Annotated in this window: 30 protein-coding genes and 2 pseudogenes; 12 read left to right on the top strand and 20 right to left on the bottom strand. The window is 63.3% G+C overall.

The annotated features are described in order from the left end of the window. The first annotated feature begins 109 nt into the window (after nt 1–109). From CQ14_RS27845 to CQ14_RS46840, 9 genes and pseudogenes are all read left to right on the top strand, one after another. A complete protein-coding gene (locus CQ14_RS27845) occupies nt 110–370 on the top strand; it encodes a hypothetical protein (RefSeq protein ID WP_057861012.1) in 261 nt (86 codons plus the stop codon). A 651-nt stretch (nt 371–1,021) separates the two neighbouring features. Further along, the gene (locus tag CQ14_RS27850) at nt 1,022–2,164 is read left to right on the top strand and encodes a type III PLP-dependent enzyme (protein ID WP_057861013.1); all 1,143 of its coding nucleotides are present in this window, start codon (nt 1,022–1,024) and stop codon (nt 2,162–2,164) included. A gap of 121 nt (nt 2,165–2,285) precedes the next feature. Next, nucleotides 2,286–2,891: a GNAT family N-acetyltransferase gene (locus CQ14_RS27855; protein WP_057861014.1), complete on the top strand. Its 606-nt coding sequence runs from the start codon at nt 2,286–2,288 to the stop codon at nt 2,889–2,891. A 251-nt stretch (nt 2,892–3,142) separates the two neighbouring features. Beyond that, a complete protein-coding gene (locus CQ14_RS27860; RefSeq protein WP_057861015.1) occupies nt 3,143–3,532 on the top strand; it encodes a RidA family protein in 390 nt (129 codons plus the stop codon). A gap of 48 nt (nt 3,533–3,580) precedes the next feature. Then, complete coding sequence (locus CQ14_RS27865; protein ID WP_057861016.1) at nt 3,581–5,023, top strand: homospermidine synthase; 1,443 nt, start codon at nt 3,581–3,583, stop codon at nt 5,021–5,023. 199 nt (nt 5,024–5,222) lie between these two features. Continuing rightward, the gene (locus tag CQ14_RS27870) at nt 5,223–5,450 is read left to right on the top strand and encodes a hypothetical protein (protein ID WP_057861017.1); all 228 of its coding nucleotides are present in this window, start codon (nt 5,223–5,225) and stop codon (nt 5,448–5,450) included. A 416-nt stretch (nt 5,451–5,866) separates the two neighbouring features. Further along, on the top strand, nt 5,867–6,427 hold the full coding sequence (locus CQ14_RS27875; protein WP_199805627.1) for a TetR/AcrR family transcriptional regulator: 561 nt from the start codon (nt 5,867–5,869) through the stop codon (nt 6,425–6,427). A 5-nt stretch (nt 6,428–6,432) separates the two neighbouring features. Beyond that, complete coding sequence (locus tag CQ14_RS27880; protein WP_057861018.1) at nt 6,433–7,341, top strand: oxidoreductase; 909 nt, start codon at nt 6,433–6,435, stop codon at nt 7,339–7,341. 72 nt (nt 7,342–7,413) lie between these two features. Continuing rightward, a pseudogene (locus CQ14_RS46840) lies at nt 7,414–7,962 on the top strand (class I SAM-dependent methyltransferase); the annotation flags it as partial. A gap of 49 nt (nt 7,963–8,011) precedes the next feature. On the opposite strand, the gene CQ14_RS27890 reads toward CQ14_RS46840, so the two are convergent. From CQ14_RS27890 to CQ14_RS27955, 14 genes are all read right to left on the bottom strand, one after another. Beyond that, nucleotides 8,012–8,752 carry an acetoacetate decarboxylase gene (locus CQ14_RS27890; RefSeq protein ID WP_057861019.1) on the bottom strand — a complete coding sequence of 247 codons (741 nt, stop codon included), beginning with the start codon at nt 8,750–8,752 and terminating at the stop codon, nt 8,012–8,014. A gap of 107 nt (nt 8,753–8,859) precedes the next feature. Then, nucleotides 8,860–9,597 carry an ABC transporter ATP-binding protein gene (locus tag CQ14_RS27895; RefSeq protein ID WP_057861020.1) on the bottom strand — a complete coding sequence of 246 codons (738 nt, stop codon included), beginning with the start codon at nt 9,595–9,597 and terminating at the stop codon, nt 8,860–8,862. Next, nucleotides 9,587–10,321: an ABC transporter ATP-binding protein gene (locus CQ14_RS27900; RefSeq protein WP_057861021.1), complete on the bottom strand. Its 735-nt coding sequence runs from the start codon at nt 10,319–10,321 to the stop codon at nt 9,587–9,589. The genes CQ14_RS27895 and CQ14_RS27900 overlap by 11 nt, the downstream gene beginning before the upstream one ends. Next, nucleotides 10,318–11,283 (bottom strand): branched-chain amino acid ABC transporter permease, encoded by a 966-nt coding sequence (locus tag CQ14_RS27905; protein WP_057861022.1) that lies wholly within the window; start codon nt 11,281–11,283, stop codon nt 10,318–10,320. The genes CQ14_RS27900 and CQ14_RS27905 overlap by 4 nt, the downstream gene beginning before the upstream one ends. Then, nucleotides 11,280–12,146: a branched-chain amino acid ABC transporter permease gene (locus CQ14_RS27910; RefSeq protein ID WP_245320556.1), complete on the bottom strand. Its 867-nt coding sequence runs from the start codon at nt 12,144–12,146 to the stop codon at nt 11,280–11,282. The genes CQ14_RS27905 and CQ14_RS27910 overlap by 4 nt, the downstream gene beginning before the upstream one ends. Nucleotides 12,147–12,197: 51 nt before the next feature. Further along, nucleotides 12,198–13,442 carry an amino acid ABC transporter substrate-binding protein gene (locus tag CQ14_RS27915; RefSeq protein ID WP_063800432.1) on the bottom strand — a complete coding sequence of 415 codons (1,245 nt, stop codon included), beginning with the start codon at nt 13,440–13,442 and terminating at the stop codon, nt 12,198–12,200. A gap of 85 nt (nt 13,443–13,527) precedes the next feature. After that, on the bottom strand, nt 13,528–14,460 hold the full coding sequence (locus tag CQ14_RS27920; RefSeq protein ID WP_057861024.1) for a dioxygenase family protein: 933 nt from the start codon (nt 14,458–14,460) through the stop codon (nt 13,528–13,530). 235 nt (nt 14,461–14,695) lie between these two features. Continuing rightward, on the bottom strand, nt 14,696–15,034 hold the full coding sequence (locus tag CQ14_RS27925; protein ID WP_057861025.1) for a hypothetical protein: 339 nt from the start codon (nt 15,032–15,034) through the stop codon (nt 14,696–14,698). Nucleotides 15,035–15,117: 83 nt separating this feature from the next. Next, entirely contained in the window at nt 15,118–16,134 is a 1,017-nt protein-coding gene (locus CQ14_RS27930) for a WD40 repeat domain-containing protein (RefSeq protein WP_057861026.1), read from the bottom strand. Next, the gene (locus CQ14_RS27935) at nt 16,134–17,183 is read right to left on the bottom strand and encodes a CobW family GTP-binding protein (protein ID WP_057861027.1); all 1,050 of its coding nucleotides are present in this window, start codon (nt 17,181–17,183) and stop codon (nt 16,134–16,136) included. Before CQ14_RS27935 ends, CQ14_RS27930 begins: the two co-directional genes overlap by 1 nt. Before the next feature lie 53 nt (nt 17,184–17,236). After that, nucleotides 17,237–18,106, bottom strand: coding sequence for a metal ABC transporter substrate-binding protein (locus CQ14_RS27940; protein WP_057861028.1), 870 nt, complete (start codon nt 18,104–18,106; stop codon nt 17,237–17,239). A 2-nt stretch (nt 18,107–18,108) separates the two neighbouring features. After that, nucleotides 18,109–18,978 carry a metal ABC transporter permease gene (locus tag CQ14_RS27945; protein ID WP_057839003.1) on the bottom strand — a complete coding sequence of 290 codons (870 nt, stop codon included), beginning with the start codon at nt 18,976–18,978 and terminating at the stop codon, nt 18,109–18,111. Further along, a complete protein-coding gene (locus tag CQ14_RS27950) occupies nt 18,978–19,733 on the bottom strand; it encodes a metal ABC transporter ATP-binding protein (RefSeq protein ID WP_057861029.1) in 756 nt (251 codons plus the stop codon). The genes CQ14_RS27945 and CQ14_RS27950 overlap by 1 nt, the downstream gene beginning before the upstream one ends. A gap of 2 nt (nt 19,734–19,735) precedes the next feature. Then, the gene (locus CQ14_RS27955; protein WP_057861030.1) at nt 19,736–19,927 is read right to left on the bottom strand and encodes a hypothetical protein; all 192 of its coding nucleotides are present in this window, start codon (nt 19,925–19,927) and stop codon (nt 19,736–19,738) included. Between the two features lie 159 nt (nt 19,928–20,086). Between CQ14_RS27955 and CQ14_RS27960 the strand changes: the two genes are divergently transcribed. Further along, nucleotides 20,087–20,569: a hypothetical protein gene (locus CQ14_RS27960; RefSeq protein WP_057861031.1), complete on the top strand. Its 483-nt coding sequence runs from the start codon at nt 20,087–20,089 to the stop codon at nt 20,567–20,569. A 254-nt stretch (nt 20,570–20,823) separates the two neighbouring features. Here the strand turns inward: CQ14_RS27960 and CQ14_RS27965 are convergent, their stop codons facing one another. The 6 genes from CQ14_RS27965 to CQ14_RS27990 form a co-directional block, all read right to left on the bottom strand. Beyond that, nucleotides 20,824–21,099, bottom strand: a complete 276-nt coding sequence (locus CQ14_RS27965) for a type II toxin-antitoxin system RelE/ParE family toxin (protein ID WP_082650057.1) — start codon at nt 21,097–21,099, stop codon at nt 20,824–20,826. Beyond that, nucleotides 21,096–21,323: a hypothetical protein gene (locus tag CQ14_RS27970; RefSeq protein WP_057861033.1), complete on the bottom strand. Its 228-nt coding sequence runs from the start codon at nt 21,321–21,323 to the stop codon at nt 21,096–21,098. The genes CQ14_RS27965 and CQ14_RS27970 overlap by 4 nt, the downstream gene beginning before the upstream one ends. 59 nt (nt 21,324–21,382) lie before the next feature. Further along, nucleotides 21,383–21,886, bottom strand: coding sequence for a hypothetical protein (locus CQ14_RS27975; RefSeq protein ID WP_057861034.1), 504 nt, complete (start codon nt 21,884–21,886; stop codon nt 21,383–21,385). Next, entirely contained in the window at nt 21,883–22,479 is a 597-nt protein-coding gene (locus tag CQ14_RS27980; protein ID WP_057861035.1) for a permease, read from the bottom strand. The genes CQ14_RS27975 and CQ14_RS27980 overlap by 4 nt, the downstream gene beginning before the upstream one ends. Nucleotides 22,480–22,627: 148 nt before the next feature. Beyond that, nucleotides 22,628–23,002 carry a fluoride efflux transporter CrcB gene (gene crcB / locus CQ14_RS27985; RefSeq protein WP_057861036.1) on the bottom strand — a complete coding sequence of 125 codons (375 nt, stop codon included), beginning with the start codon at nt 23,000–23,002 and terminating at the stop codon, nt 22,628–22,630. A 220-nt stretch (nt 23,003–23,222) separates the two neighbouring features. Next, nucleotides 23,223–23,825 carry a superoxide dismutase gene (locus tag CQ14_RS27990; RefSeq protein ID WP_057838947.1) on the bottom strand — a complete coding sequence of 201 codons (603 nt, stop codon included), beginning with the start codon at nt 23,823–23,825 and terminating at the stop codon, nt 23,223–23,225. A 171-nt stretch (nt 23,826–23,996) separates the two neighbouring features. Here CQ14_RS27990 and CQ14_RS27995 point away from each other — a divergent pair, with 171 nt between their 5' ends. Both CQ14_RS27995 and CQ14_RS46845 read left to right on the top strand, forming a co-directional pair. After that, nucleotides 23,997–24,536, top strand: coding sequence for a GNAT family N-acetyltransferase (locus tag CQ14_RS27995; protein WP_057861037.1), 540 nt, complete (start codon nt 23,997–23,999; stop codon nt 24,534–24,536). Nucleotides 24,537–24,621: 85 nt separating this feature from the next. Beyond that, a pseudogene (locus CQ14_RS46845) lies at nt 24,622–24,812 on the top strand (MATE family efflux transporter); the annotation flags it as partial.

Here is a 24,812-nt window from a genome sequence, read left to right on the forward strand (position 1 = left end):
CAGAAGATGCGGCAATCTATATCACGCGATGCGGCGTTTTTGGGCCTTTTACGCTTGATAGATGGGGCCTTTTCGGAGAGATTGCGCCCCCTGAACAGGACCTTTTTCCATGAGCCCACAGCCCGCTTCCACATCCTCCCGTCAGGTCTACTGGCCGAGCGTCATCACCGTCATCTCGGCGGCGATCCTGATCGGCGCCGAAGTGTTCGGCGCGGCGTTTGCCGGCGGCTGGGCGCTCGCGATCCTGTTCGGCCTCAACGACACCTCGGCGCACATCCTGCAGGCCGTGCTGTTCGGCCTCGGCGTGCTGATCATGGTGGCGTTCATCCGCGGCGCGCAACGCATCGAGCCGTTCTTCAGGCGCGGCTGACGCGCGTTCAAGAAAGTGCTGCGGCACAGGCGTTAAAGCGCTCAACGCCTCTTTGAGAAATCTTAACGTCCATTCAGATTTGTCGTCAGCGGCGCGCATCGCGAACGCTTTCGTAATCACACGCGCGCGAAATTTGTCCCCAGCCTAAAAAAATTGTTGCGAAGCAGAGTCAAAAGACTTATTTCCCAACTTGCCCAATTTCGCACGTGCCTGTGGTCGTGTGTCAGTCGGTAGGTATCCGGACAAGAGGCCGGACAGCCGCCAAGGGATGGAAGAACCGAGGGTCGTCTAACAAGCGGCCAGCATCTCTCTCCAGGGATGCCGTTGAAGGTCTCACCACTCCTTGCAACCGTGACTGGCAGCCGGAGGCGAACCGGCGTACTCCGCTCTCAACGGGGGACGCGACTTAAAGCAACGACGGATCGGGCTTTTTTGGTCTCTACCGGCATTCCAACGCCGGCGCGGGCTACTGAAAAGGCTTGTCCTTCATTGCCAGGTGAGCGGGCGGGAAATCTCCCAACCAATCCACGGCAGCACAATTCGGTGCTCGAGTTCGAGGCTTTGTCGCGTCTCCATCGTGCGGCAAGGCCAAGCGCTCAGGTCCGAGAACTGTTTGAACGCGCCCGTCGCTGGGCCGTTTGGGAGAGTGCCATGACCGAACGTATTCAGGAATTCCTGCGCAACCGCCGCAGCGAGGGCCTCGACACCGAGCCGTGTCTCGTCGTCGACCTCGAAGTCGTGCGCGACAACTACCAGACCTTTGCGAAGGCGCTGCCGGACAGCCGCGTGTTCTACGCGGTGAAGGCGAACCCTGCGCCCGAAGTGCTGTCGCTGCTGGCCTCGCTGGGCTCGTGCTTCGACACCGCGACCGTCGCCGAAATCGAAATGGCGCTGGCCGCCGGTGCGACGCCGGACCGCATCTCCTATGGCAATACGATCAAGAAGGAGCGCGACATCGCGCGCGCCTTCGCGCTCGGCATTCGCCTGTTCGCGGTCGACTGCGCCGCCGAAGTGGAAAAGATCGCCCGCGCCGCCCCCGGCGCCAAGGTGTTCTGCCGCATCCTCTATGACTGCGCCGGCGCCGAGTGGCCGCTGTCGCGCAAGTTCGGCTGCGACCCGGAGATGGCGGTCGAGGTGCTCGACCTCGCCAAGCGTCTGGGCCTGGAGCCGTGCGGCATCTCGTTCCATGTCGGCTCGCAGCAGCGCAAGGTGAAGGCGTGGGACCGCGCGCTGGCGATGGCCTCGACGGTGTTCCGGGACTGCGCGGAGCGCGGGATCAGCCTGTCCATGGTCAACATGGGCGGCGGCTTCCCGACCAGGTACCTCAAGGACGTTCCTCCGGTCGTGCAGTACGGCCGGTCGATCTTCCGTGCGCTGCGCAAGCATTTCGGCAACCAGATCCCGGAGACCATCATCGAGCCGGGCCGCGGCATGGTCGGAAATGCAGGCATCATCGAGACCGAAGTCGTCCTGATCTCCAGGAAGAGCGACGAGGACGAGGTGCGCTGGGTGTATCTCGACATCGGCAAGTTCGGCGGTCTCGCCGAGACGATGGACGAGTCGATCCGTTACGCCATCCGCACGCCGCATGACGGCGCGGACATGACGCCGTGCGTGCTCGCAGGTCCGACCTGCGATAGCGCCGACGTGCTGTACGAGAAGCTGCCGTATCCGCTTCCGGTGACGCTCGAGATCGGCGACAAGCTGCTGATCGAAGGCACCGGGGCCTATACGTCGACCTACTCGTCGGTGGCGTTCAACGGCATCCCGCCGCTGCGGACCTACCACATCTGAGCTGCCTCGTTTGAGGCTTGAATAACGGGAGCCGGTGCGCCGGCTCCCTCCCCGTCATTTGCGATTTTGAAGACAACGCTTTGCGCGGCAGCCTGCCGTTGCGAGCGGGGACTGACGTGCCATGACTGCTTTGCGGAAGACCAAGATCGCCCTCACCCCGAAGACCGCTCCGTTCGCGATCCGTGCGGAGCGAGCCTCGGACGTCGTTGCGCGTGAAGCGCTGCTGGATGCCTGCTTTGGCGACAACCGCCATATGCGCTCCTGCCAGCGCCTGCGCGACGGACGTGCGCCCGCCGAAGGCCTCAGCCTATCGGCCGTGCGCGAGGGCCGGCTGGTCGGGACCGTTCGGTTGTGGCACGTCAGCGCCGGGGGCATCCCGGCGCTCATGCTCGGCCCGCTGGCGGTCGAGGCTTCCTCCCGCCAGCTCGGGCTCGGGGCTGCGCTGATGGACCACGCGCTCGCGGCGGCGAAGGCGCGTGGCCATCGCGCGGTAATCCTGCTGGGCGATGCGCCCTATTACGCCCGCTTCGGCTTCTCGGCCGCCAGGACCGGCGAATTGTCGCTGCCGGGCGCGTTCGAGCGCGAGCGGCTGCTCGGCCTGGAGTTTTGCGACGGCGCGCTCGACGGCGCCTGGGGGATGATCACCGCGACCGGCGCGCCGCTGCCGAAAACGAAGGCAGTCCGCGGCCGGAAGGCGAAGGCCCTGCTGATGCCGCGCGTGGCCTGAAGGCCATGGCCGCAAGCTTTCCCCGAGATGCGCGTCCGCGCTGGCGCAGCGCCGTCACCACGGCCCTGCTGGTCATGATCACGGTCATGATCGTCAGGGACATCCTGGTGCGCCGCTGGGGCGGACCCACGCCGCCCGCCTCCGGCGTCACCCAGCCGTCCCGCTAGCCCCGCGAGGGGTTGCGCGCACCGGGGAAAAGCCCTTAAACCGCGCCGATCCCGCCCCGGACCGTTCCCAAGATCGAGGTTCCGATGCCCCGCCGCCTGATTTCCACCGGCTCCCCCTTCGAGAAGACCGCGGGCTACAGCCGCGCTGTCATCGACGGCGATTTCGCCTTCGTCGCCGGCACCACCGGCTACGATTACACCACCATGACGATGCCGGCGGATGTCACGAGCCAGTCACGGAACTGCTTCAAGACCATCGAAGCCGCGCTGAAGGAAGGCGGCTTCGCGATGGCCGACATCGTCCGCGCGACCTATTACATCACCGACCCCAAGGACGCGGATGCCCACTTCGCCGTGTGCGGCGAGGTCCTCGGTGACATCCGCCCGGCCGCAACGCTGCTCGTCGTCGCGGGGCTCTACAAGCCCGAGATGAAGATCGAGATCGAAGTCACCGCGAAGCGCCGCACCGCCTGATCCACCCCTCACCATTTGTCTACCAGCACGTTCCGGAGAAACCATCCCATGAGCCCCGCCTCGCAGATCTACGCGAAGATCACCGGTCCCATCGTCATGGTCGGCTTCGGCTCCATCGGCAAAGGCACGTTGCCGCTGATCGAGCGGCATCTCGATTACGACAAGTCGCGCGTCACCGTGATCGATCCCAAGGACGAGGGCCGCAAGGCGCATTGCGAGAAGCACAATGTCCGCTTCATCCAGAAGGGTGTGACAAAAGACAATTATCGCGAATTGCTGACCCCGCTGCTCACCGAAGGCGGCGGCCAGGGCTTTTGCGTCAACCTCTCGGTCGATACCGGCTCCACCGACATCATGGAGCTCTGCAACGAACTCGGCGCACTTTATATCGACACCGTCAACGAGCCCTGGCTTGGCTTCTATTTCGATTCGTCGAAGGGCCCGGAAGCGCGCTCCAACTACGCCCTTCGCGAAGTGACGTTGGCCGCCAAGAGGGCGCGGCCTAAGGGCTCGACGACGGCCGTCTCCTGCTGTGGCGCCAATCCCGGCATGGTCTCCTTTTTCGTCAAGCAGGCGCTGCTCAATGTCGCCGCCGACCTGAAGCTCAATGCCCCCAAGCCGAAGACCAAGGCCGAATGGGCGGACCTGATGCGGCAGGCCGGCATCAAGGGCATCCACATCGCCGAACGCGACACCCAGCGCTCCAAGTCGCCGAAAGAGCCTGATGTCTTCGTCAACACCTGGTCGGTGGAAGGTTTCCTGTCGGAAGGCGTGCAGCCGTCCGAACTCGGTTGGGGCACCCATGAAAAATGGATGCCTGAGAATGCGCGTACCCACGAAGCCGGCTGCGGCGCCGCCATCTATCTGATGCAGCCCGGCGCCAACACGCGCGTGCGCACCTGGTGCCCGACCCGCGGCGCGCAGTATGGCTTCCTCGTCACCCACAACGAGTCGATCTCGATCGCCGATTACTTCACGGCGCGCGACGCATCGGGCAAGGTGATCTATCGGCCGACTTGCCACTATGCCTATCATCCGGCTGACGATGCCGTGCTGTCGCTGCATGAAATGTTCGGCCGTGCCGCGAAGATGCAGGAAAAGCACCACATCCTCGATGAGAATGAAATCGTCGATGGCATCGACGAACTCGGCGTGCTGCTGTTCGGCCATGACAACAATGCCTACTGGTATGGCTCGCAGCTCTCCATCGAAGAGACCCGCAAACTCGCGCCCTATCAGAACGCCACCGGCCTGCAGGTGACCTCCGCCGTGCTCGGCGGCATGGTGTGGGCGCTGGAAAACCCGAACGAAGGCATCGTCGAAGCCGACGAAATGGATTTCGATCGTCTGCTGGAAATCCAGATGCCGTATCTGGGCCCGGTGAAGGGCTACTACACTGACTGGACGCCGCTGACCGACCGTCCCGGCCTGTTCCCGGAAGACATCGACACGAGCGATCCCTGGCAGTTCAGGAACATCCTGGTGCGCTAACGGCGCAACCAGTGCGCTGCGGCTCCCGCTGCAGCGCACATCCATCTGCCCCAGCCGGCCGGCATAACTACCCACGGGAACTCCAGTTCTCAGTAACACTCGATTAATTCAATCGCGCCATCCTGAAGGGTGAATTCCTGCGAGGGCCCGTGGCCGTCGCCGCCTTGTCCGCGCGACGGCTCCGGTTGGAGCGACCGATATGCGCGTCATCATTGCCATCATCCTGTCGGCCGCGGCCTTGGCCGCGTGCACGCCCGAGACCGGCACCAGTGCCGAGGTGACGGGCTCGATCGACAATTGCGCGCGGAAGCTCTACAGCCAGTACAATCCCAAGGACCTGAAGCAGTGTGTCGCGGTGTGCATCACCTGCGAGCGCGGCGTGGTGACGACCTGTTCGACCGCCTGCACGCTCAGGGGCGCGCAGTGATCGCGGGCGGATAGCCGCGCTGAACATCCAAGTCGCCAGTCTCATCTAACCCTCAGCGCCGATCCACAAAATCGCTTAGGGCAACCGGGCTCATCCGACTACGCAAGCATTCCTTCGCTTAGCTGGGCGTTTGCGGCGGACTTCCTCGTGGCAAGACCCAGAAATGCCGCGGCCGAGCAATCCCTGTGAACACGTTAGTGACGACGTCGAGCTTATTCGACGTCGATGTGGCGGAAAGCAACGGTCGAGCCATCGCCGAACCTCCAATTTTCGAAGGTTTGGCTGCGCCCACGACCGTCCCGACGCCCTTCCGAAAATCTCGCCGGTCATGACTCACCTGAGCCACGCCGTTTAGGGGTCCCCTTCGCTTCTGTGGCATATTGACATTATAATCATTTTTTGTCAAAGACGTTTTCATGACGAATAAGCTGACTCAGGAAGAGGCGGAGGCGCGACGGCTGAAAATCCTGACGGCCGCGCGCTGGTGCTTCCTTAATTTCGGTTTCTCGAAAACCTCTCTCGACGACATCGCCAAACGCGCGAGCATCTCGCGCACGCTCCTTTATCGGACGTTCAAGGATAAGGAGGACATCTTCACTGCAGTCTTTGCAGACTGGCTGGTGTCGCGTCACCCCGCGGCGAAGGCGGCCGCGGCCGCTGCCGGCACACCGGGCGATCGCCTTCTTGATGTGTGCCGGCTCATGGTCATCGAGCCCTATGCAGATATGGTCGGGGCACCCATGGCGGGTGAGTTCTTCGACGTTTGTGAGCGCCTGGACCCGGAGATTGAGGCGCTTCACCGGCAGGTCGCGCGCCAATGCGTGGCGAGGATCCTTGGCGGCGATGATGCAGCTGCCGAGGTTTTCCTGCTCGCCCTTGATGGACTTCTTACCGACGAGCCCACCACGACGGTATTGGAGCGACGGGTGCAGCTTCTCACTGCACGCTTTGCACCGTCCAGCAACAAGCGAAAGTAGTGAGTATGACCAAGGCATGGACGGTGAAGGACATCCCTTCACAGACCGGAAAGCGCGTTATCGTGACCGGAGCCAACAGTGGCATTGGCTGGCACGCGGCATTAGAACTGGCACGCGCAGGGGCGGAGGTGACAATCGCCTCTCGCAACGAGGCCAAGGCTGCAGATGCAGTCCACCGTATCCTTGCCATAGCGCCTGGCGCCAGCGTCCACGCCGGTACGCTTGACCTGTCGAATCCGGCGTCCGTCAAAGCGTTTGCAGACAGCCAACTGACGCTGTCTCGGCCACTCGACATACTGATCAACAATGCAGGCGTCATGGCGCTTCCGGATCGACGCGAGACCCAAGACGGCCATGAAATGCAATTTGCGACCAACGTCCTGGGACCATATAGCCTGACAGGCTTGCTGCTTCCGGCGCTCCTTCAATCACCAGCACCGCGTCTCGTCACCGTAGCGTCCGGCACGCACGCGATCGGCGGACCGGTCCCCATCCCGGATCTCGATTCAAAGCAAAACTATAAGCCGATAAAGGCATACGCGAAGACGAAGCTCGCCAACATTCTCTTCGCCAGAGAATTGCAGAGGCGTGCCGGAGGCCGCTTGCTCTCGACCATTAGTCACCCGGGGGCATCGAAGACGAATCTATTTGCGGACACAAGTTTCCTCATGAGGCTCTCGGCTTTAGCCATGTACCCGCTGCTGCAAAGCGCGGCCATGGGCGCTGAACCAACACTAATGGCCGCAACGCTAAAGGACGCCAAGCCTGGCGGCTACTACGGGCCAGGCGGATTTGCGGAGCTTCGCGGACACCCTGTCGAATCCAGGACGGCGCCTGTAGCCGATGACGTTGCGGCCGCTCGCATCCTCTTCGATGAGCTCGAACGCATGTCAGGGATACGTTTCGTACTGTAAGGCTGAGAGGGAGGGNTATTCAAATGACCGCCATCACATGCAACGACTTTGTCGGCTTTTTCCGAGCCNNNNTGGATTGAAAATCCGAGGCGTGTTTCCGCCGTTGCGCCCTCCGGGCAGACATTGGCACGCCTGATAACCAGCGAAATCAAGCCCGGTGACGGGCCGGTCATTGAGTTGGGACCAGGCACAGGCGTCTTCACCAAAGCGCTTCTGCGACGGGGTGTTGCTGAGTCAGATCTGCTGCTCATTGAATACGGTTCGGACTTCATGCGCCTGCTGCAGCAGCGCTTCCCCAGTGCGCGGGTACTATGGATGGATGCTTCCCAACTCACCCAATATGAGCCCTTTATGGCTCCAGCCGGGGCCGTCGTTAGCGGCTTGCCGTTGCTGTCGATGACGCCGCGCAAAGTGATGGCGATCCTCACCGGAGCGTTTCGGCATATGAAGGAGGGCGGCACTTTCTATCAGTTCACTTATGGCGTGAGCTGCCCAGTGCCCCGGCCTATCCTGGACCGTCTGGGGCTCAAGGCGAGTTTGGTCGGACGAACGGCGCTCAACATCCCTCCAGCATCGGTCTACCGCATCCGTCGTCGGCAACCGGTTGCTTACATGACCTAGCCAGCTCGGGACCCAGCATCATGAAAACGTCGTTGCTCCGCTGGTAAGGTCACTTCGCCATGTAGTCGAACGCCACCGTTCCGAGCCCCAGCGTCAGGTCGGCCCTGAAATGCAGCGCGGAGACCACGTCGCGCACCGGCAGCCGCGACACATCGGCGAGCGCGTGCGGGAACAGGCCGAGCGCGGCGGGGCCGGTCCAGGCCTCCTTCAGCGTGATGTCCTCGATATAATAGCGCACCAGTTCGCAGATCCGCGGGGTGCCGTCGACATGCGGGATGATCTTGAGCATGAAGTTCGGCGCTTTCATCGCTTTCAGCACGGCGTCGTGGTCGACCGCGCGATGCTTGTAGCCCATGGTGGCGGAGACGCACAGCACCGAGCCGTAATGCAAGGTGCCGACCAGCACGTCGCTCTCGACGGCGATCTTCGGCTTCGCCAGTTTCTTCGGAAATCCCCAGAGTTCGCGGCCGCCGGCGATCGGCCCTTCGTCGTCCAGGTACATCGAATGAACGTAGATGCCCTCTTCCCCCTTGAAACGGACCGGGATGACCTGGCCGGTCTCGGTGTAATCGCCGAAGCCGGTCGAGTCGGGCATGCGGATGAATTCGTATTTGACGACGGCCTCCGCGACCTCGAGCGGCTCGGGCACCACGGCGGCAAGCGCCTCGGGGTCGGTGCGGTAGGTTATGACGAAAAATTCGCGGTTGAAGAAACGGTACGGCCCTGGCGGAAACGCAGGGTTGGTCAGCGGCATCGAATAGGCGGTTCGCCTGACGTCATCGATCTTCATGGCCTGCCCCATTTGTCAACTGAACTGACGCAATGAGATTATGGGGCAGACGATGGCAGCAAGCGAGGCTGAAGAATCGGCACAACGTCACGATGCCGTCATAACGGTCAGGCGACGCCGCCGAGATAGAGCCGCTTGACGATGTCGTTGGCCTTCAACTCGTCGACGGACTGCGCGGCGACCGCGATCTCGCCGTGGACGATGATATAGCCGCGGTCGGCGATGCGGATCGCCTGGTTGAAATTCTGTTCCGCCATCAGCACGGTCAATCCCACGCGCTGCTTGAGTTCGCCGATCTTGGCAATGGTCTGCGACACCAGTAGCGGCGACAGCCCGACCGAGGGCTCGTCGATCAGAAGCAGCCGCGGCGAGGACATCAGCGCGCGAGCAATCGCCAGCATCTGCTGCTGGCCGCCGGACATGGTGCCGGCGAGCTGGCTGCGCCGCTCCTTCAGCACCGGAAAGGTCTCGAACACGAGCGCGAGATTCTGCTGGATGGCGCTGCGGGCCATTTTCCTGAAAGCGCCGAGCATCAGGTTTTCCGTCACCGTCAGCTTCGGAAACAGCCGCCGTCCCTCCGGCACCAGCGCCACGCCGAGATCGACGATCGCCTCGGGCGAGAGTTTTGTGAGGTCATACGCCACGCCGTCGATCGAGAGCGCCAGCCGGCCGCTGTCGGGGCGAACCAGCCCCATGACGCACTTCATCAGCGTGCTCTTGCCGTTGCCGTTGGTGCCCAGCAACGCCACGGTCTCGCCGGCCTCGACATGCAGCGTGACGCCGCGCAGCGCCTTGACGGCGCCGTAGCCGGCATCGAGACCTTCGATGGCAAGGCTAAGTGCCAAGATAGGCCTCCTGCACCCGCTTGTTGGCCATCACCTCGGCCGGCTCGCCGAGTGCGATGATCTTGCCGGCGTCGAGGCACATTACCCGTTCCGAAAAGCGCATCACGGCCTGCATGATGTGCTCGATCATGATGATGGTGATGTCTTCCTCGCCGAGGCTGATCAGGAGGTCGAGCACTTCGTCGACTTCGGAAGAGGACAGCCCCGCCATCGCCTCGTCGGAGATCAGGAGCTTTGGCCGCACCGCCATGGCGCGGGCAAGCTCCATCTTGCGCAGTTCGACCTGGCTCAGCGCGTCGCTCGGAGCGCCGGCCTTGGAGGCGAGCCCCATCCGCGTCAGAATCGACATCGCGATTTCTTCCTCCGCAGCAGTTGAACCGGCGGCGGCGAAGTCGAGCCCGACCATGAGGTTTTCGAGCACCGTCATGCTCTTGAAGGGACGCGGGATCTGGAAGCTGCGGGCGATGCCGCGGCGGGCGCGCAGGTGCGGCGGCAACTGGGTAATGTCTTCGCCACAGAACACCACGCTGCCGGCCTGCGGTTTCAACGCGCCGGAGATGCAGTTGATCAGCGTGGTCTTGCCCGAGCCGTTCGGACCGATCAGGCCGAAGCGTTCGCCCTTCTTGATGTTGACGCTGATATTGTCGAGCGCGGTGAAGCCGCCAAAAGTCTTGGTAAGCGTTCCCACCTGCAGCAACGGCGCGTCGGGTGCGGCTGTCGTCATTGCTTGCCTCCCGCGCGCAGGCGGTAGCGCGGCCGCAACAGGCCGATGATGCCCTTGGGCGCCCCGACCACGAACAGCACCAGCATGATGCCGAGCACCAGCACGTTGACTTCCGACGAGATCGTCACGGCAAGGAACTGCTGCGTCGAGCCGAGCAGGATGGCACCGAGCACCGGGCCGATCCAGTGCGCGGTACCGCCGATCAGCGACATGGCAAGCGCAGAGACGGAATAAGTGAGATTGAACGCGGAGGACGGGTCGGCGTATTGCAGATACATTGCGGCCGGCGCTCCGACCGCCGACATCAGTGCGCCCGAGATCATGCAGGCCACCAGCTTGAGCTTCAAAGTCGGCACACCCGTGCATTCGGCAGCAAGTTCATCATCCCGAAGCGCCTGCAGGCCGCGGCCCATCCGGGAATTCTGGATGTAGCGCGCGATCCCGACGGCAATGACCACCAGGACGGCCTGCACGAAGAACAGCATCTTCACGTAACTGTCGAACGGCGCCATCACCGGCGGCCGCTGCAACTGGATGCCGGCCGCACCGCCGACGAAGCGCCAGTTCATCACAAAGGTTTCGATGATGATCGCGAGCGCAATGGTCGCGATCGAGAAGAAGATGCCGCGCATCCGCAAGGTAAGCAGGCCGACGCCAAAGCCGAGCAGCATGCCGACGACGGCGGCAGCGGCGATCTGCACCACGAGCGGCGCCCCCGTCGCCTTGAACAGCGCGACCGCCGTGTAGACGCCGACACCGAAAAAGGCGTTGGTGCCGAAATTGACGTAGCCGGCATAGCCGCCGAGGATGGTCCAAGCGACGGCTAACGCGATAAATTGCAGGATGACGTAACCGGCGAAGAACGGATATTCGTTGCGGACGATCTGCGTCATCGACAGCACGGCGACGAGGAAGACCGCTATCCCCGCCCAGAATGCGATGCTGTGGCTGCGCTTGTTCATCGGCCGAGCAGACCTTGCGGGCGGACGGCGAGCACGGCGAGCAGCATGGCAAACGAGATCGCCGGCGCCCAGGAGGCGCCGAACATCGTCAGCACGATGGATTCGGCGACGCCGAGGATGATGGCGGCGATCAGCGTGCCGCTGATGCTGCCGAGCCCAGCCATGACGACGACGCAGAAGGTGCGCCCGATATAGGCGCGATCGAGCGTCGGCTCGACCGGGGCAACGATGATCAGGAGCGCGCCGGCGATCCCGAGCACGGCGGTGGCGATGCCGAAGGCAAATTGCTTGATGCGGACCGGATTGGCCCCCATCAGCCGCAGCGCCTCCTCGTCCTGAGCCACCGCACGGATGGCACGGCCCATGAAGGTTTTCGACAAATAGACCGCCAGCACCACCGTGAGCGCCAGCGCCACCGCGAACGCGACCAGCTGCCGGATCGGTATCCGAAACTCGCCGAACCGCCAGGACTTGCCGATATAGGTCGCCGTGACCGAGCGCTGGTCGACGCCGAACTGCAGGATGATCAGGACTTCGATGATGAAGGCGATGCCGAAGAAGAACGCGATGCCGCGGACGCCGGCGTCGCTGCCTCGCTTCTCGAAGGTCTCGTAGTAGACGCGGTAGGCCAGCAGGCCGAACAGGAAGAGCAGCGGCGTGATGGCGAGGCCCGCCAGCAACGGATCGAGGTCGTAGCTGTCGTTGAGCTGGTACACGCCATAGGAGGCGAGCACCAGGAAGGCCGGGTGCGCGACATGGGGAACGTCGAGCAGTCCGAACGAGACGGACAGGCCGACGCTGACGGCTGCATAGAAGCAGCCGAGCAGCACCCCGAGCACCACTGCGCCAAGCAGCAGGTCCATCGAAAACAATTCAGGTCCCCCCTTGGCTCCGAGCCGGAAAAGCCACGAGGCCTACTTTCGCGCCGCCTCGAAGGGACTGATGAGATCGCCCGTCTTCAGCTTGTCGGGGAACAGGATCACCTGCTTACCGGAGGACCGGAACTGTTCGATGTCCTTGTCCTTCACACCCCGGAACTGCGCCTGCAGCGTCGCAGTTTCCTTGCGCTCGCCATCGGCTGCGAAAGCAATCGGGCCGACGATGGTCTTGTGCTCGTTCTCGCGCAGATATTTGGCGATGCCCTTCTGGTCGAGCGATCTGGTGGAATTGACCGCGGCTGCGATCATCTCGCCCATCGCATAGCCGAACGGCGCCAGATAATAGCCGAGCGGATCGACCTTGGCTTCGATGGCCCGCTTGGTGTACTTGTCGAAAAATTCCTTGGTGCCGTCGAAATACATGCTCTTTTCCGGCAGCCACGTATTGTAGTTCACGACACCGTTGAGCAGCGAGCCGAGGTTCGACATCACGGCAGCAAATTGCAGGCCGACCATGCCGCCGCCGAAAATCTTGACATCGTCGCCGATCCCGATCTCGTTCACAGCGCGCAGGATGCCGGCGGAATCAGGCGGATAGGACGCGACATAGACGATGTCGGGCTTGGCGGCCTTGAGCGCGCGGATGATGGAGGCGAATTCCACCGTGTTCGGCGGATAGACCTGGTCGAAGACCACGGGGATGTTGCGCTTCTTGGCAACATCCCGCGCGGTGAGCGCGAGGTTCTGCGCGAATTCCTGATCCGCCGTCAGCAGCGCCATGTTCTTGCCGCCGGCCTTCTGCGCCAGATCGAGGAACGAGGCCGCCCAGCTATCGGCCGGCCCCCAGGGCGCATTGTTGAACCACATGTCGTGGCCGACCTTGCTGTTCACCTGGAACGAGAAATTGCCCATCAAGAGCAACCCGCGTTGCTTGACGAACGGCATGATCGGCGCGGTCGGCACCGTCGCATAGGGCGCGAACAACAAATCGACCTTGTCGACGTCGACCAGCTTGGCGTAGATCGCCGGCGTCTCCGAGGCGCTCGACTTGTCGTCATAGACGACGAGTTCGACCTTGCGGCCGAGCAAGCCGCCTTTCGCATTGATGTCGTCGCGCCAGATCTCGATGCCGAGCAGCGACGCCTTGCCGCCACCGGCGAGGCCGCCGGTCTGCGGCATCGACATGCCGATCTTGATCGGCGGCTGCTGCGCAAAAGCGCTCGAGCCGTGTCCAACCACGGCGACAGCCATGGCACCGCCCAGGAATGTTCTGCGTTTCATCAATTCCCCCTCATGTACCGTTGTCGTTCTGCTTCCGCCGGATCTTCGCCCGGCTGCGATGAAGTGGATCGTGTCAGGTCCCGGACTAGCCCGCCGGGGCGGGTTCGCCTTTGGCCTGTTTCATGATGGCCGACGGATCGGCGCCGACGCGCCCGCTGGTCTTGTCGGCTTCGCTTTCGCGCGACAGGCGCATGTCGAAGCGGATGCTCGGCATGTCCTTGATCGGGCAGTCCGGATCGTTGGCGACCACGTCGACGGCGAGATCGCCGGACGAGCCGAACACGACGTCATCGGCCAGATGGGGATCGTCGCGCAGATAGAGCGCGGTGACGAGTTCGCGATAGCCCGCGGCGCCGACCAGGAAGTGAATATGCGCCGGCCGCATGCCATGCCGCGCCTGCGCCTTCACCATGGTGCCGACGGGTCCGTCCATCGGGATCGAATAGCCGAGCGGCTTGACCGTGCGCAGCACATAGACGCCGTTGGCGTCAGTCGTGAATACACCACGGTAATCGACCGAGGTCGCGCTGGCCTGGATGTCATAGAGACCGTCGGCGCCGGTCTGCCAGATCGAGACGGTGGCGTTGCCGACCGGCTTGCCGGTGGCATCGGTGACGCGGCCGTACAGCACGCATTCGCTGCCGGGCTTCGGATTTTTAGCGATCGAGGCGCCTGCCGCCAGGGTCGGGGTGGCCTCGCGGTAAAACGGGCCGAGCAGGCTGGTATGGGTGGCATCTTCCAGGGCGGTGGCGTCATGCAGACCGTTGACGAGCGCGGAGAGACCGAGCGTATCGGACAGCAGGATGAATTCCTGCCGCTCCGGCGAGCACATCTTGCCGGCGGCGGTCATGAATTCGATGCCCTTGATCCATTCCGCCGGCGTCAGATTGACCTCGCGGGCGAACGCATGGAGGTGCTTGACCGCCGAAGCCATGATCGTCTTGAGGCGTGGGTCCGGCGTCGTCGCCATCTGGTCGAGCACGGCGTCCGTGATCGTATCAGGCGTTAACTCACGCATGCGTCACTCCCTGACTTGCCGGCTGTTTTTCGACCTGCCGGCTGTTTGTTGCAGCAAGCCTAACCGCTTGTTGGGGATCAACACAAGGCGTTCGAAGGCCGTGCCTCCGCCCCCTCCTACCAATTGATACGAGCGGACGGGGCAGATGGGCTGCACAGGAATGCGTCAGCAAGCGCGCCGCGGCTTCGGCAGCCCACGATTTTGCGATTGCACAATCAATGCTGTGGAAGTGGGATCACTTCTCGCGGATCGGCGGCGCAACCTTCTCCGCCGGCGCGGGCGGCAACGCGGGCTGGGCGCCCGACTTCTGCGCGTCCGGATCGGGGCGGGCCGGCTGCGGCCGGGTGTCCGACGGACGTTGACCGGTCGTGGGTGGCTCGGGTGGCGGCCCGGTCGGTTTGGTTTCAGCGCCCGGCGTCGATTGCGTCGGCGGCGTCGCCTGCGCTAGCCGTTGCGGATCGCCGGCGCTGATTTCGGTCAGCGATAGCGCCGAAATGACAAGGCCCGTCGCAATCAGCATGGATGCGACCAGCATATCCCTACGGTATTCGCGTTGGCGGTCATCGGCAGGCATGTCGTTCGATCCACGAAGTTGTTCGTGGATTCAACGGCCGGTACCGCGCATGGTTCCCGCGGGAACCAGCGCAGCAATCTTGCCTAGAACTCCAGCATCCCGGCGTCACCGTCCTCGGTGCCGAAGGCCAATAGCGTGCCCTTCGCGTTCCAGGCCAGCGCCGAGACCGCTTCGCTGCCATTGCGGCGCACCAGGATTTCTGCGCCGTCCTCAAGCCGGATGATCAGCACGGTGCCGTCGCTATAGCCTGCGGCCATGATGTCCTGCTTCGGATGACAGGCGACCATGGAGACACGCGCCTGCAGCGGCGCCAGCATCGCGGGCTCCTTGCCCATCGGGCCGTCCTTGCTGGTGAACGGCCAGATGATCACGGTGTCCGCACCCGACGTGGCAAGCCCCTTGCCGCCGGTGCTCCATGACATCGAGCGCACGCGGCCGGGATAGCCGCTCATCCGCATGTGGCGGTTGTCCGCAAGCCGCCAGCCATGCAACGCCGGCTCATGCATGGCGGTGACCAGGAATTTGTTGTCGGGACTGAAGGTGACGGCGAGATGCGAGCCGGCCCATTCCAGAAATTCCGGTTTTGCCGCCATGTTGGGAAACCACAGCGTCACACCGTTGTAATGAGCGATTGCAACGCGCAGCCCCTTCGGCGCGAAGGCGAGCCCGCCGACGGTTGACGGCGCGTCGAAGGTTTTCTCCTCGCCCTTGCCGCTGCGGACGAACGCCGTCTTCGCAGCCGACCAGGCAAACGCGCCATCGGGATGCAGCGCGACATTGTCGATCCAGCGCCGCTTGGCATCGGTCGCGAGCACCGTTACTTCGCCCTTGGCGTTCAATGTCACGACCTTGCCATCGTCGCCACCGGTGACGATGCGCTTGCCATCGGATGTCGTGCAGAGGATCCCGCCGCCATGAATGGCGACGGTCGAGATTTCGCCCGCTTGACTTACCAGGGCTGCGTTTTCCTCGGTGCCGACGAACACCGCGGTGTCGCCGAGGAAATGCACCGCGGTTGCGGTTACGCCGATAGCGAGCCGCCGCACCCGGTCGGTGAGGGAAGCGATGGAGAGCCTTTCGCCCGGATCGAACTGTGTCATCACGCGACGATACAGGCTTCAAAGCCCTCGCGGATCGCCTTTTCCGGCAATTCGCGGCCAATGAAGACGACGCGACTTTCGCGCGGCTCGCCTTCCTTCCACTTCCGCTGATGATCGCCTTCCAGCATCATGTGAACGCCCTGGAATACGTAGCGGTCGTCATCATCGGTGAAGGCGAGAATGCCCTTCGAGCGCAAGATCTTCTGCCCCTCGGTGGCGACGAGGTTTTGCAGCCACGGCATGAATAGCGTCGGGTCGAGCGGCTTGTCCGAGCGCAGCGACAGCGATTGCATGTCCTCGTCGTGATAGTGCTTCAGCCCGCCATGGCTGTGGCCGTGATCGTGGTGATGATGGTCATGGCCGTGATGATGATCGTGGTCGTGATCGTCGCCGGCGTCGAGGAATTCCGGCTCGATCTCGAGAATACGATCCAGATCGAACGCGCCGCGCTCCAGCACATCTGCCAGCGCCACCTTGCAGCGCTCGGTGCGGTGCAGTTTTGCGTACGGGTTGATGCCGCGAATCCGGGCTTCGACTTCGGCAAGCTCCGGCTTGGAGACGAGATCGGTCTTGTTCAGCACGATGACGTCGGCAAAGGCGATCTGGTTCTTGGCTTCCGGCGCGTCCTTCAGACGGTCGCTGAGCCATTTCGCGTCGGCCACCGTGACCACCGCATCGAGCCGCGCATTCTTCTGCACGTCCTCGTCGACGAAAAAGGTCTGCGCCACAGGCGCTGGATCGGCGAGGCCCGTGGTCTCGACGATGATGGCGTCGAACTTGCCCTTGCGCTTCATCAGCCCGTCCATGATGCGGACGAGGTCGCCGCGCACGGTGCAGCAGACGCAGCCATTGTTCATCTCGAACACTTCCTCGTCGGCGCCGATGATGAGGTCGTTGTCGATGCCGATCTCGCCGAATTCATTGACGATGACGGCGTATTTCTTGCCGTGGTTTTCCGACAGGATGCGGTTGAGCAGCGTGGTCTTGCCGGCGCCGAGATAGCCCGTCAGCACGGTCACTGGAATTTTTTGGGACGACAATTCAGACATAACAGCTCCGGAACGGAAATGGTGGCGCGCCGGCAGGCAGGGAGGCCCCTGCCCTATGGGCTCAGCGCGCTGGTCAGGGCCTTTATATTGTGCCTGACCATCGCAATGTAAGTGGGAGAATCGCCCTTTTCGCCCGTTAAACTGTCGGAATAGAGCGTTCCGCCGACCTTGGCGCCGGTCTCGGCCGAGATCCGGCCCATCAGCCGGGGGTCCGTGATATTTTCCATAAAAACTGCCGGTATTTTGGCGGCCCGAATCTGGGTGATGATCCGCGCGACGTCGCGGGCGCTGGCCTCGGATTCGGTCGAGACGCCGAGCGGCGCGATGAATTCGATGCCATAGGCGCTCGCGAAATAGCCAAAGGCATCGTGGGTCGAGATCACCTTGCGGCGGCCTTCCGGGATCTTCGCCACCGCGTCGCGCACCTCGCGGTCAAGCGCGTCGAGCTGCGCCAGATAGCTGTTCGCGTTCGTCTTGTAGACTTCGGCATTGGCGGAATCGGCGGCCACCAGCGCATCGCGGATATTGGCGATATAGATCTTCGCATTGGCGACGGACTGCCAGGCATGTGGATCGGCGTTGGAGCCGAGCTTGAGCGGCGTGATGCCCGTCGTCGCGGTCACGATATCAGCCTTGCCGCCGGCGGACTTCGCCAGCCGCGACATCCAGCCTTCGAATCCAAGGCCGTTGACGAAGACGAGCCTGGCATCGGCCATCCTTTTGGCATCCGCCGGCGTCGGCACATAGACGTGCGCATCGCCATCGGGCCCGACCAGCGTCGTAACACTGATCCGGTCGCCGCCGACATTGCGGACGAGATCGCCGAGGATCGAAAAGCTGGCGACGACGTTGAGGCGATCCGCAGCGCGGGCCGGGCCAATGGCCGCGATCAAGGCGAGAGCGATGAGCCAGAGCCGGATCATGACTATGCCTCGAGATGCCGGCCGGGGAACATCTGCCGGACCAGACCACTGACAGGGCCGAACAACAGCGAGACGACATACAGCACCGCGGCGACCAGGATGATCGCGGGCCCCGACGGAATCTTGGTCTGGAACGACAGCACCAGCCCGGCATAGCCGGAGACAATGGCGCTCGCGACCGCGATGCAGATCATGCCGGTGATGTCGCGCGACCAGAACCGCGCGATCCCCGCAGGCAGGATCATCAGGCCGACGCCGAGCAAGGTCCCGAGCGCATGAAAGCCGTTGACGAGGTTGATGACGACCAGCGCCAGGAACGCCAGATGCGCGGGCGCGCCGGCGCGGCTGACGGTGCGCAAAAACACGGGATCGACGCATTCGATCACCAGGGGGCGATAGATCACCGCCATCACCAGCAGCGTGATGGTGGCATTGAAGGCGATGACGAGCAGCGTCTGGTCGTCCATCGCAAGAATGTTGCCGAACAGCACGTGCAACAGGTCGATATTGGTGCCCTTGATGGAGACGATGGTGACGCCGAGCGCCAGCGACACCAGATAGAAGGTCGCAAGCGAGGCGTCTTCCTTCAGCTCGGTGTTGCGCGCGACGAGGCCGGCGAGCAGCGCCACCGTGAAGCCCGCGATCAATCCGCCGGTCGTCATCGCGAAAAGGTTGAGCCCGGAGACCAGGAAGCCGATTGCCGCGCCCGGCAGGATCGCATGCGCCATGGCGTCGCCGACCAGGCTCATCCGCCGCAGCATGAGGAATACACCGATCGGCGCGGCGCCAAGCGCGAGCGCGGTCACGGCGGCAAGCGCGCGGCGCATGAACTCGAATTCGAGGAAGGGCGCGAACAGCGCGTCGTACAGCATCAGGCCGCTCGCGACGGCATATCGGCGGCGCAAGCCGCGGCGCTGTCGTCGAAGGCTTCGCACATCTTCATCGCCACCAGCAGGTTTTCCGGCGTCAGCGCCTCGGCGGTCGGCCCCCACGCGACCGGCCCGCGCGCCAGCAGCAGGGTTTCGGGGAAGTGGCTTCGCACCATCTCAAGATCATGCAGCGCCGCCAGCACGGTGCGCCCCTCGCCGTGCCAGCGCCCGACCAGCGCTATCAGGTCCGTCGAGGTTTTGGCGTCGATGGCGTTGAACGGCTCGTCCAGAACGATCAGGCGCGCGTCCTGTAGCAGCACCCGCGCAAACAGCATGCGCTGCATCTGCCCGCCCGACAGCGTGCCGATCGAGCGATTTTCAAACCCGTTGAGCCCGACGGCGGCGAGCGCCGCCAAAATCTTCTCGCGCGCGGCCTTGCCGATGCCGCCGAACGGACCGGTCGAACGCCACAGCCCGCTGCCAACAAAATCGAACACCGAGATCGGAAAACTGCGATCGATGTCGACGCTCTGCGGCAGATAGGCGATGTCCCTGCTATCGAGGCCGCCGAGATCGATCGATCCCGACAGCGGCTTCAGAATTCCGGCGAGCCCGCGCAACAGCGTCGACTTACCGGCGCCGTTCGGCCCGATCACGGCCAGCAGCGCACCCGGCGCGACCTCGCCATTGAGATGGTGCACCGCCGGGTGGCGGTCGTATCCGAGCGTGACGTTCCGGAATTTGATCTCCACGGCCATGCTCACCTCATCGCCAGCAGCACGACGGCCCACAGCGCGGCCGAGACCGCGAACGCCGCGGCGAGCCGGGCCGTGACCGTCATCCGCAGGATCGACCAGGGCGCGGCCTGCGCCGGATGCGGCGTCGCCGGGCCATGGCTATGGGCGTGGCCGTGGTGGTGATGTGCGTGGTCGTGGGGATGGGCGTGGGACATGGGTGAACGTTATATTATAACATTACGGGAGTCCACGCGCCCGGAACGGCCGCTGACGACCCCTTGCGGGCCAATCCCCGGGGGGCCTGCTTTGCCCCGCAAAGGCGGGCTGCCACCTCGCTTGAACGCGGCCGCAAATGGCCGCGACCAATCGCCGTGATGACCGAGAACGCCAACCCAATGAAATCTCCTGCCGAGCCCGAGCGCGGCTACAGCCTGCGCGAGTGGCTGATCGATGCGCTGGCGCTCAGCATGGGCGGGTTGGCGGTTTACCACTACAAGCCGGAAGGCTTCCTGGCCGGGCTCATCGTCTTCATCGGCGCCTACACGCTCGCGCATTCTCTGCAGGGGCTGAATTGGCAATCGCTCCGCGCCATTTCCGAATTCCTACTCGTCCTGCTTACTCCAATGGTCCATCTGGGCACCCTCGTGATGGCGCCCGCCGCCAACGTTACTGGCATGGTCGCAACGTTCCTGCTGCCCGGGATTGCCCAAGCATATTGGCTTTGGGCATTGTGGCCGGCGACAGGTGTCCCGTCTCACCCGCTGGCCGTGATGTGCGCGGCGTGGCTCGCCGTGCTCGGGATCTGGATTGCCGCGAAGACAATACCCGCCGGCGCGCGTGCGCCGAAGCCCAACTGAAGGCATCACCAGGGCCGCTACTTCGCGGCCGCCTTAAAACCGAATGCCAATCGATGAGGCCGCCGGCCGGATCATCTGCACGAAAACATTGGTGTACCGGCTGCCGTTGAAGTTGACGTCAACGACCCACAACACGAACACGGCAACGAATGCGGCGCCCACGGCTTTCATGAATTGTTAACGATAAGGATATGGCAGGGGTTCCGGGGACTTCGCTCCCGCCGGAGGTACGAAGACACCAAGGCTCAGAGTCGCTAAAGCGGTCTGCGCGCGGCATGCCGAATCCCGTGGACGACAATACCCGTCGGGTCGGGACGATAGAAAATCACATAGGGATAGGGTCTTACCACCGCCCTGCGGATGTCATTCCTGTTGGTAAGGCGCCCGGAATTCGGATGGTCTGAGAGGAGATTAATCACCGCATGGAGGCGCCGCTTGACGTTGTCAGCGCCCTGCGGCGAACGGGCATCAATGTAGTCGAGGATATCGGCCAGTTGCCGGAGCGCGCGGCGTGTATAGCGAACCTTCACAGCCCATGCTTCGCCCAGACAGCGCGGACCTCTTCATCCGTCGCGAACTCACCTTGCGCGGCTTCGGCCAGCGAAGCATCGAGGTCGGCGGCTTCTTCAGGTGTGAGTTCGCAGGGTGGCTGATCCACACCTGCGAGTTGCAACAGAATTCGCGCGAGGTCGTCCTGTGCCTCGTCAGGCAAGGCAGAGACGGCTTCAATGGCTTGTTCGAGCAAGCGGGTCATGCCTGCAAATATAGTGATCTCAGCTTCTCATTGGAAGCCTGCGGCCAGCCTCACTTGCCTCACGGCTTGCCGATCACCATCGCGATCGCCGCTGCCAGAAACGGAAACGGCACGGACACCGCCGCGCGAAACCAGACGAACCTTGCCGGCATGAACGGGATTTCCCAGAGGATCATGCGCTGGAAGGCGAACAGCGCCCAGGCGACGACATAGGCGATCACCTGCGGTGTGCCGCCGCCGACTTTCAGCGCCACCGCGCCGATCGAGAAGCCGACCACCGGGCCGCCGGGCGTCGCAGCCCCTGCGATGACAGCGGTCAGCACGCCGAACCAGCCGCTATCGGGCCCGAGCCAGCCGGTGATGACTTCCGGCGGGATGACGGCGGCGATGTAGCCCGAGCCGATCACGCCGAGCGCAATGCGCGGCACGATGTTGATGAAGTCCATCGAGCCTTCGCGCACCGACGACACCAGGACGACGCGGCCGCGCCGCCAGGCCATGAAGCCGAGGACGGCGACCGAGCCCCACAGCGTGACGTCGATGATCAGCGCGGAGAGCGTCATTCCGACGGCTCTCCCTTCGGGTAGATCCGAACGAAAACGAAGCGGCCGAGCCAGCCTGCCAATACCGGAATCGGCAGCGAGATCACCGCGCGCCACAGCGTGAATTCCGTGCCGAGGATCGGCAGCTCCCACGCGACCGCGCGGCCATAGCCGATCAGCGTCCAGCTCACCACCATGGCGATGGTGGCGCCGAAATCGGCGCCGACAGTCAAGAGCGCCGCCGCGACCGGATAGGCGGTGAAGGGGCCGCCGGGCAGGATTGCGCCGAACGCGGTTCCGATCAGCAAGCCCTTCAGGCCTGATTCCGGGCCGAGGGAGCGCGAGACTTTTTCGTGCGGCAGAATTTCCGCGATGAAGGCGCCCAGCAGGCAGCCGGCCAGCACGCGCGGAATGATTTCGCCGAACAACCAGAGATCATGGGTGAGGATCTTGAGCACGCCGTCGATGCCGTCGCGCCGCCAGACGATCGCCGCGCAAACCGCGACGAGCGCGCCGATCACGATCATCGACCAGCCGATCGGCTTGCGGGCACGCCGTGGCTTCGGCTCGGCGTCATCGGCAGGCGCCGGATCTGTTATCGGAGGTTCTGACAAGGCAATCGTGTGGGCGGGGGATGCTCGTTCACCCTGCTTAGTCCCGCTGATGTGACGACGCAAACGGAAGCTCGCACGATACCCATGCGCTTCTCAGGCATCGCCATGCGGGGACGTCACGCGCCCCGTGTTCGTACGGGTTATCGGTTCAGGTGAGCTGGCGCACCAGCGCAAGGCCGGCGAACAACCCGGCGATCGAGAGCACGACGGAGCCGATCACGTAAAGCGCCGCCAGGGTGAGCTCACCGCGCTCATAGAGCAGCGCCGCATCGAGCGAATAGGCCGAGAACGTGGTGTAGCCGCCAAGGATGCCGGTCATCAGGAACAGCCGCCAGGGCTGGGAGGCCTCGCCCTTGAAGGCGAGATAGCCGGCAATCAGCCCCATCACGGTCGAACCCGTGATGTTGATGATGAAGGTGCCCCAGGGAAAGCCGGTGCCCATGCAGCGGGCGCAGGTGACGTTGATGAGATGGCGCAGCGTCGCACCAAGGCCGCCACCGACAAAGACCAGCAGATAGCTCATCCCAGCATTATCCCATGTCAGCGAAGTCACCCAGCACGCCGCTTGTGCCGCAAGCAAGCGATGGCCGCAAGGATGGGAAGGCATACGTACCAATGAAAAGGGCGGCAGCCGCAGCTACCGCCCCTTGAACTTGTTCTGCTGTCATTCCGGGGCGGCGCGAAGCGACGAAGCCGGAATCTCGAGATTCCGGGTTCGCTTCGCGCCCCGGAATGACTGTGCCTTACGCTCCGGCCTTGCCGTACAGCTCGTCGACATAGTCCCAGTTGATCAGATGATCGCAGAACGCCTTCAGATAGTCGGGGCGGCGGTTGCGATAATCGATGTAGTAGGAGTGCTCCCAGACGTCGCAGCCGAGAATCGGCGTGGCGCCATGGACCAGCGGGCTTTCGCCGTTCGCGGTCTTGGAGATTTCGAGCTTGCCGTTCTTGACCGACAGCCAGCACCAGCCGGAGCCGAACTGGCCCACGCCGGCGGCGGCGAAATCGGCCTTGAACTTCTCGAGACCGCCGAGGTCCTCGGTGATCTTCTTTTCCAGACGGCCGGGCAGCTTGCTGCCGCCGCCATTCGGCTTCATCCAGTTCCAGAAGTGCAGGTGGTTGTAGTGCTGGCCGGCATTGTTGAACACGGCCGGATTCTTGCCGAACGAACCCTTGACGATCTCCTCCAGGGACTTGCCTTCGAATTCAGTCCCCTTGATCGCGTTGTTTCCGTTGGTCACGTAAGCCTGGTGATGCTTGTCGTGGTGGTATTCCAGCGTTTCCTTGGACATGTGAGGCGCAAGGGCGTCATGGGAATAGGGAAGATTGGGCAGCGTGAAGGTCATGGGGTGATGTCCGAACTGATGGGAGACGTGGTCTAACGGGACCTCTTATAGAAGGTTCCATTGCGCTTAAACACCGCAATTTGGCAAAACGGGAGGGGTTCTCCGGTATGGCCCGTCCAGCGTATGACGAGGGTACGAAAGGCCTGAGGATTGGCACAACATGGTCGTGAAATGAGCATCGAGATCGACGTTCTGAACGGGGATTCCTCATGGAAGCGGGCCGAATCGCTGATGCAGGCGGTCTGGCCGCGCGATGTCGTGGAAAAATTGTCCTGGGGGCATGTCAAATGGGCGCATGCCGACCTGCGCGTCCTGATCGACGCACCGGAGGACGCAGCACAACCGGGCCTCGCCTGCCATGTCGGCATCTACTTCCGTACCGCGACCTGGGACGGGCGCAGGGTCCAAATCGGCGGCATCGGCGGCGTTTCGACCCGACAGGATTGCCGCGGCCGCGGCTATGCCTCGCTGGCGCTGAACGCCGCGATCAGGACGCTGCGCGACCACGAGGCGGTGCGATTTGCGATCCTGTTCTGCGAACCGCACAATCAAGCGTTTTATGAAGCGCGCGGCTGGCATGCGTTCAAGGGCGAGGTCTATGCCGAGCAGCCGGAGGGAAGGATTCGCTTCGAAGCGATGGCGCCATACGTGTTCGATTTCACGCGCAAGCCGCGCGATGGAATAATCGACCTATGCGGCCTGCCGTGGTGACCCCTGCAGCGGCGCGGGGTGGCTTGCGTCACATCAGCCGGATAATATGTCATCCGTAATGTATTCGATTTGGATGACGTGACGCATGACCATTGATGCCCCGCTCGACATGCGTCCCGCTGTCGCCGTTCCGTCCGCGCCGGCCAATGCGCTCCTCACCTCGCCGATCCTGCCGACGCTGTTGAAACTCGCGCTTCCCAATGCGATCGCGATGGCCGGCACGACGCTGGTCGCGGTTGCCGAGACTTCCTATATCGGCCGGCTCGGCACCGAGCC

Source organism: Bradyrhizobium lablabi (genome assembly GCF_001440475.1).
Lineage (GTDB): Bacteria > Pseudomonadota > Alphaproteobacteria > Rhizobiales > Xanthobacteraceae > Bradyrhizobium > Bradyrhizobium lablabi.

Bases quoted from the DNA above. Each gene is read 5' to 3' on its own strand.
- CQ14_RS27845 (WP_057861012.1), top strand. From the start codon at position 110: ATGAGCCCACAGCCCGCTTCCACATCCTCCCGTCAGGTCTACTGGCCG.
- CQ14_RS27850 (WP_057861013.1), top strand. From the start codon at position 1,022: ATGACCGAACGTATTCAGGAATTCCTGCGCAACCGCCGCAGCGAGGGC.
- CQ14_RS27855 (WP_057861014.1), top strand. From the start codon at position 2,286: ATGACTGCTTTGCGGAAGACCAAGATCGCCCTCACCCCGAAGACCGCT.
- CQ14_RS27860 (WP_057861015.1), top strand. From the start codon at position 3,143: ATGCCCCGCCGCCTGATTTCCACCGGCTCCCCCTTCGAGAAGACCGCG.
- CQ14_RS27865 (WP_057861016.1), top strand. From the start codon at position 3,581: ATGAGCCCCGCCTCGCAGATCTACGCGAAGATCACCGGTCCCATCGTC.
- CQ14_RS27870 (WP_057861017.1), top strand. From the start codon at position 5,223: ATGCGCGTCATCATTGCCATCATCCTGTCGGCCGCGGCCTTGGCCGCG.
- CQ14_RS27875 (WP_199805627.1), top strand. From the start codon at position 5,867: ATGACGAATAAGCTGACTCAGGAAGAGGCGGAGGCGCGACGGCTGAAA.
- CQ14_RS27880 (WP_057861018.1), top strand. From the start codon at position 6,433: ATGACCAAGGCATGGACGGTGAAGGACATCCCTTCACAGACCGGAAAG.
- CQ14_RS27890 (WP_057861019.1), bottom strand. From the start codon at position 8,752: ATGAAGATCGATGACGTCAGGCGAACCGCCTATTCGATGCCGCTGACC.
- CQ14_RS27900 (WP_057861021.1), bottom strand. From the start codon at position 10,321: ATGACGACAGCCGCACCCGACGCGCCGTTGCTGCAGGTGGGAACGCTT.
- CQ14_RS27905 (WP_057861022.1), bottom strand. From the start codon at position 11,283: ATGAACAAGCGCAGCCACAGCATCGCATTCTGGGCGGGGATAGCGGTC.
- CQ14_RS27910 (WP_245320556.1), bottom strand. From the start codon at position 12,146: ATGGACCTGCTGCTTGGCGCAGTGGTGCTCGGGGTGCTGCTCGGCTGC.
- CQ14_RS27915 (WP_063800432.1), bottom strand. From the start codon at position 13,442: ATGAAACGCAGAACATTCCTGGGCGGTGCCATGGCTGTCGCCGTGGTT.
- CQ14_RS27920 (WP_057861024.1), bottom strand. From the start codon at position 14,460: ATGCGTGAGTTAACGCCTGATACGATCACGGACGCCGTGCTCGACCAG.
- CQ14_RS27925 (WP_057861025.1), bottom strand. From the start codon at position 15,034: ATGCCTGCCGATGACCGCCAACGCGAATACCGTAGGGATATGCTGGTC.
- CQ14_RS27930 (WP_057861026.1), bottom strand. From the start codon at position 16,134: ATGACACAGTTCGATCCGGGCGAAAGGCTCTCCATCGCTTCCCTCACC.
- CQ14_RS27935 (WP_057861027.1), bottom strand. From the start codon at position 17,183: ATGTCTGAATTGTCGTCCCAAAAAATTCCAGTGACCGTGCTGACGGGC.
- CQ14_RS27940 (WP_057861028.1), bottom strand. From the start codon at position 18,106: ATGATCCGGCTCTGGCTCATCGCTCTCGCCTTGATCGCGGCCATTGGC.
- CQ14_RS27945 (WP_057839003.1), bottom strand. From the start codon at position 18,978: ATGCTGTACGACGCGCTGTTCGCGCCCTTCCTCGAATTCGAGTTCATG.
- CQ14_RS27950 (WP_057861029.1), bottom strand. From the start codon at position 19,733: ATGGCCGTGGAGATCAAATTCCGGAACGTCACGCTCGGATACGACCGC.
- CQ14_RS27955 (WP_057861030.1), bottom strand. From the start codon at position 19,927: ATGTCCCACGCCCATCCCCACGACCACGCACATCACCACCACGGCCAC.
- CQ14_RS27960 (WP_057861031.1), top strand. From the start codon at position 20,087: ATGACCGAGAACGCCAACCCAATGAAATCTCCTGCCGAGCCCGAGCGC.
- CQ14_RS27970 (WP_057861033.1), bottom strand. From the start codon at position 21,323: ATGACCCGCTTGCTCGAACAAGCCATTGAAGCCGTCTCTGCCTTGCCT.
- CQ14_RS27975 (WP_057861034.1), bottom strand. From the start codon at position 21,886: ATGACGCTCTCCGCGCTGATCATCGACGTCACGCTGTGGGGCTCGGTC.
- crcB (WP_057861036.1), bottom strand. From the start codon at position 23,002: ATGAGCTATCTGCTGGTCTTTGTCGGTGGCGGCCTTGGTGCGACGCTG.
- CQ14_RS27990 (WP_057838947.1), bottom strand. From the start codon at position 23,825: ATGACCTTCACGCTGCCCAATCTTCCCTATTCCCATGACGCCCTTGCG.
- CQ14_RS27995 (WP_057861037.1), top strand. From the start codon at position 23,997: ATGAGCATCGAGATCGACGTTCTGAACGGGGATTCCTCATGGAAGCGG.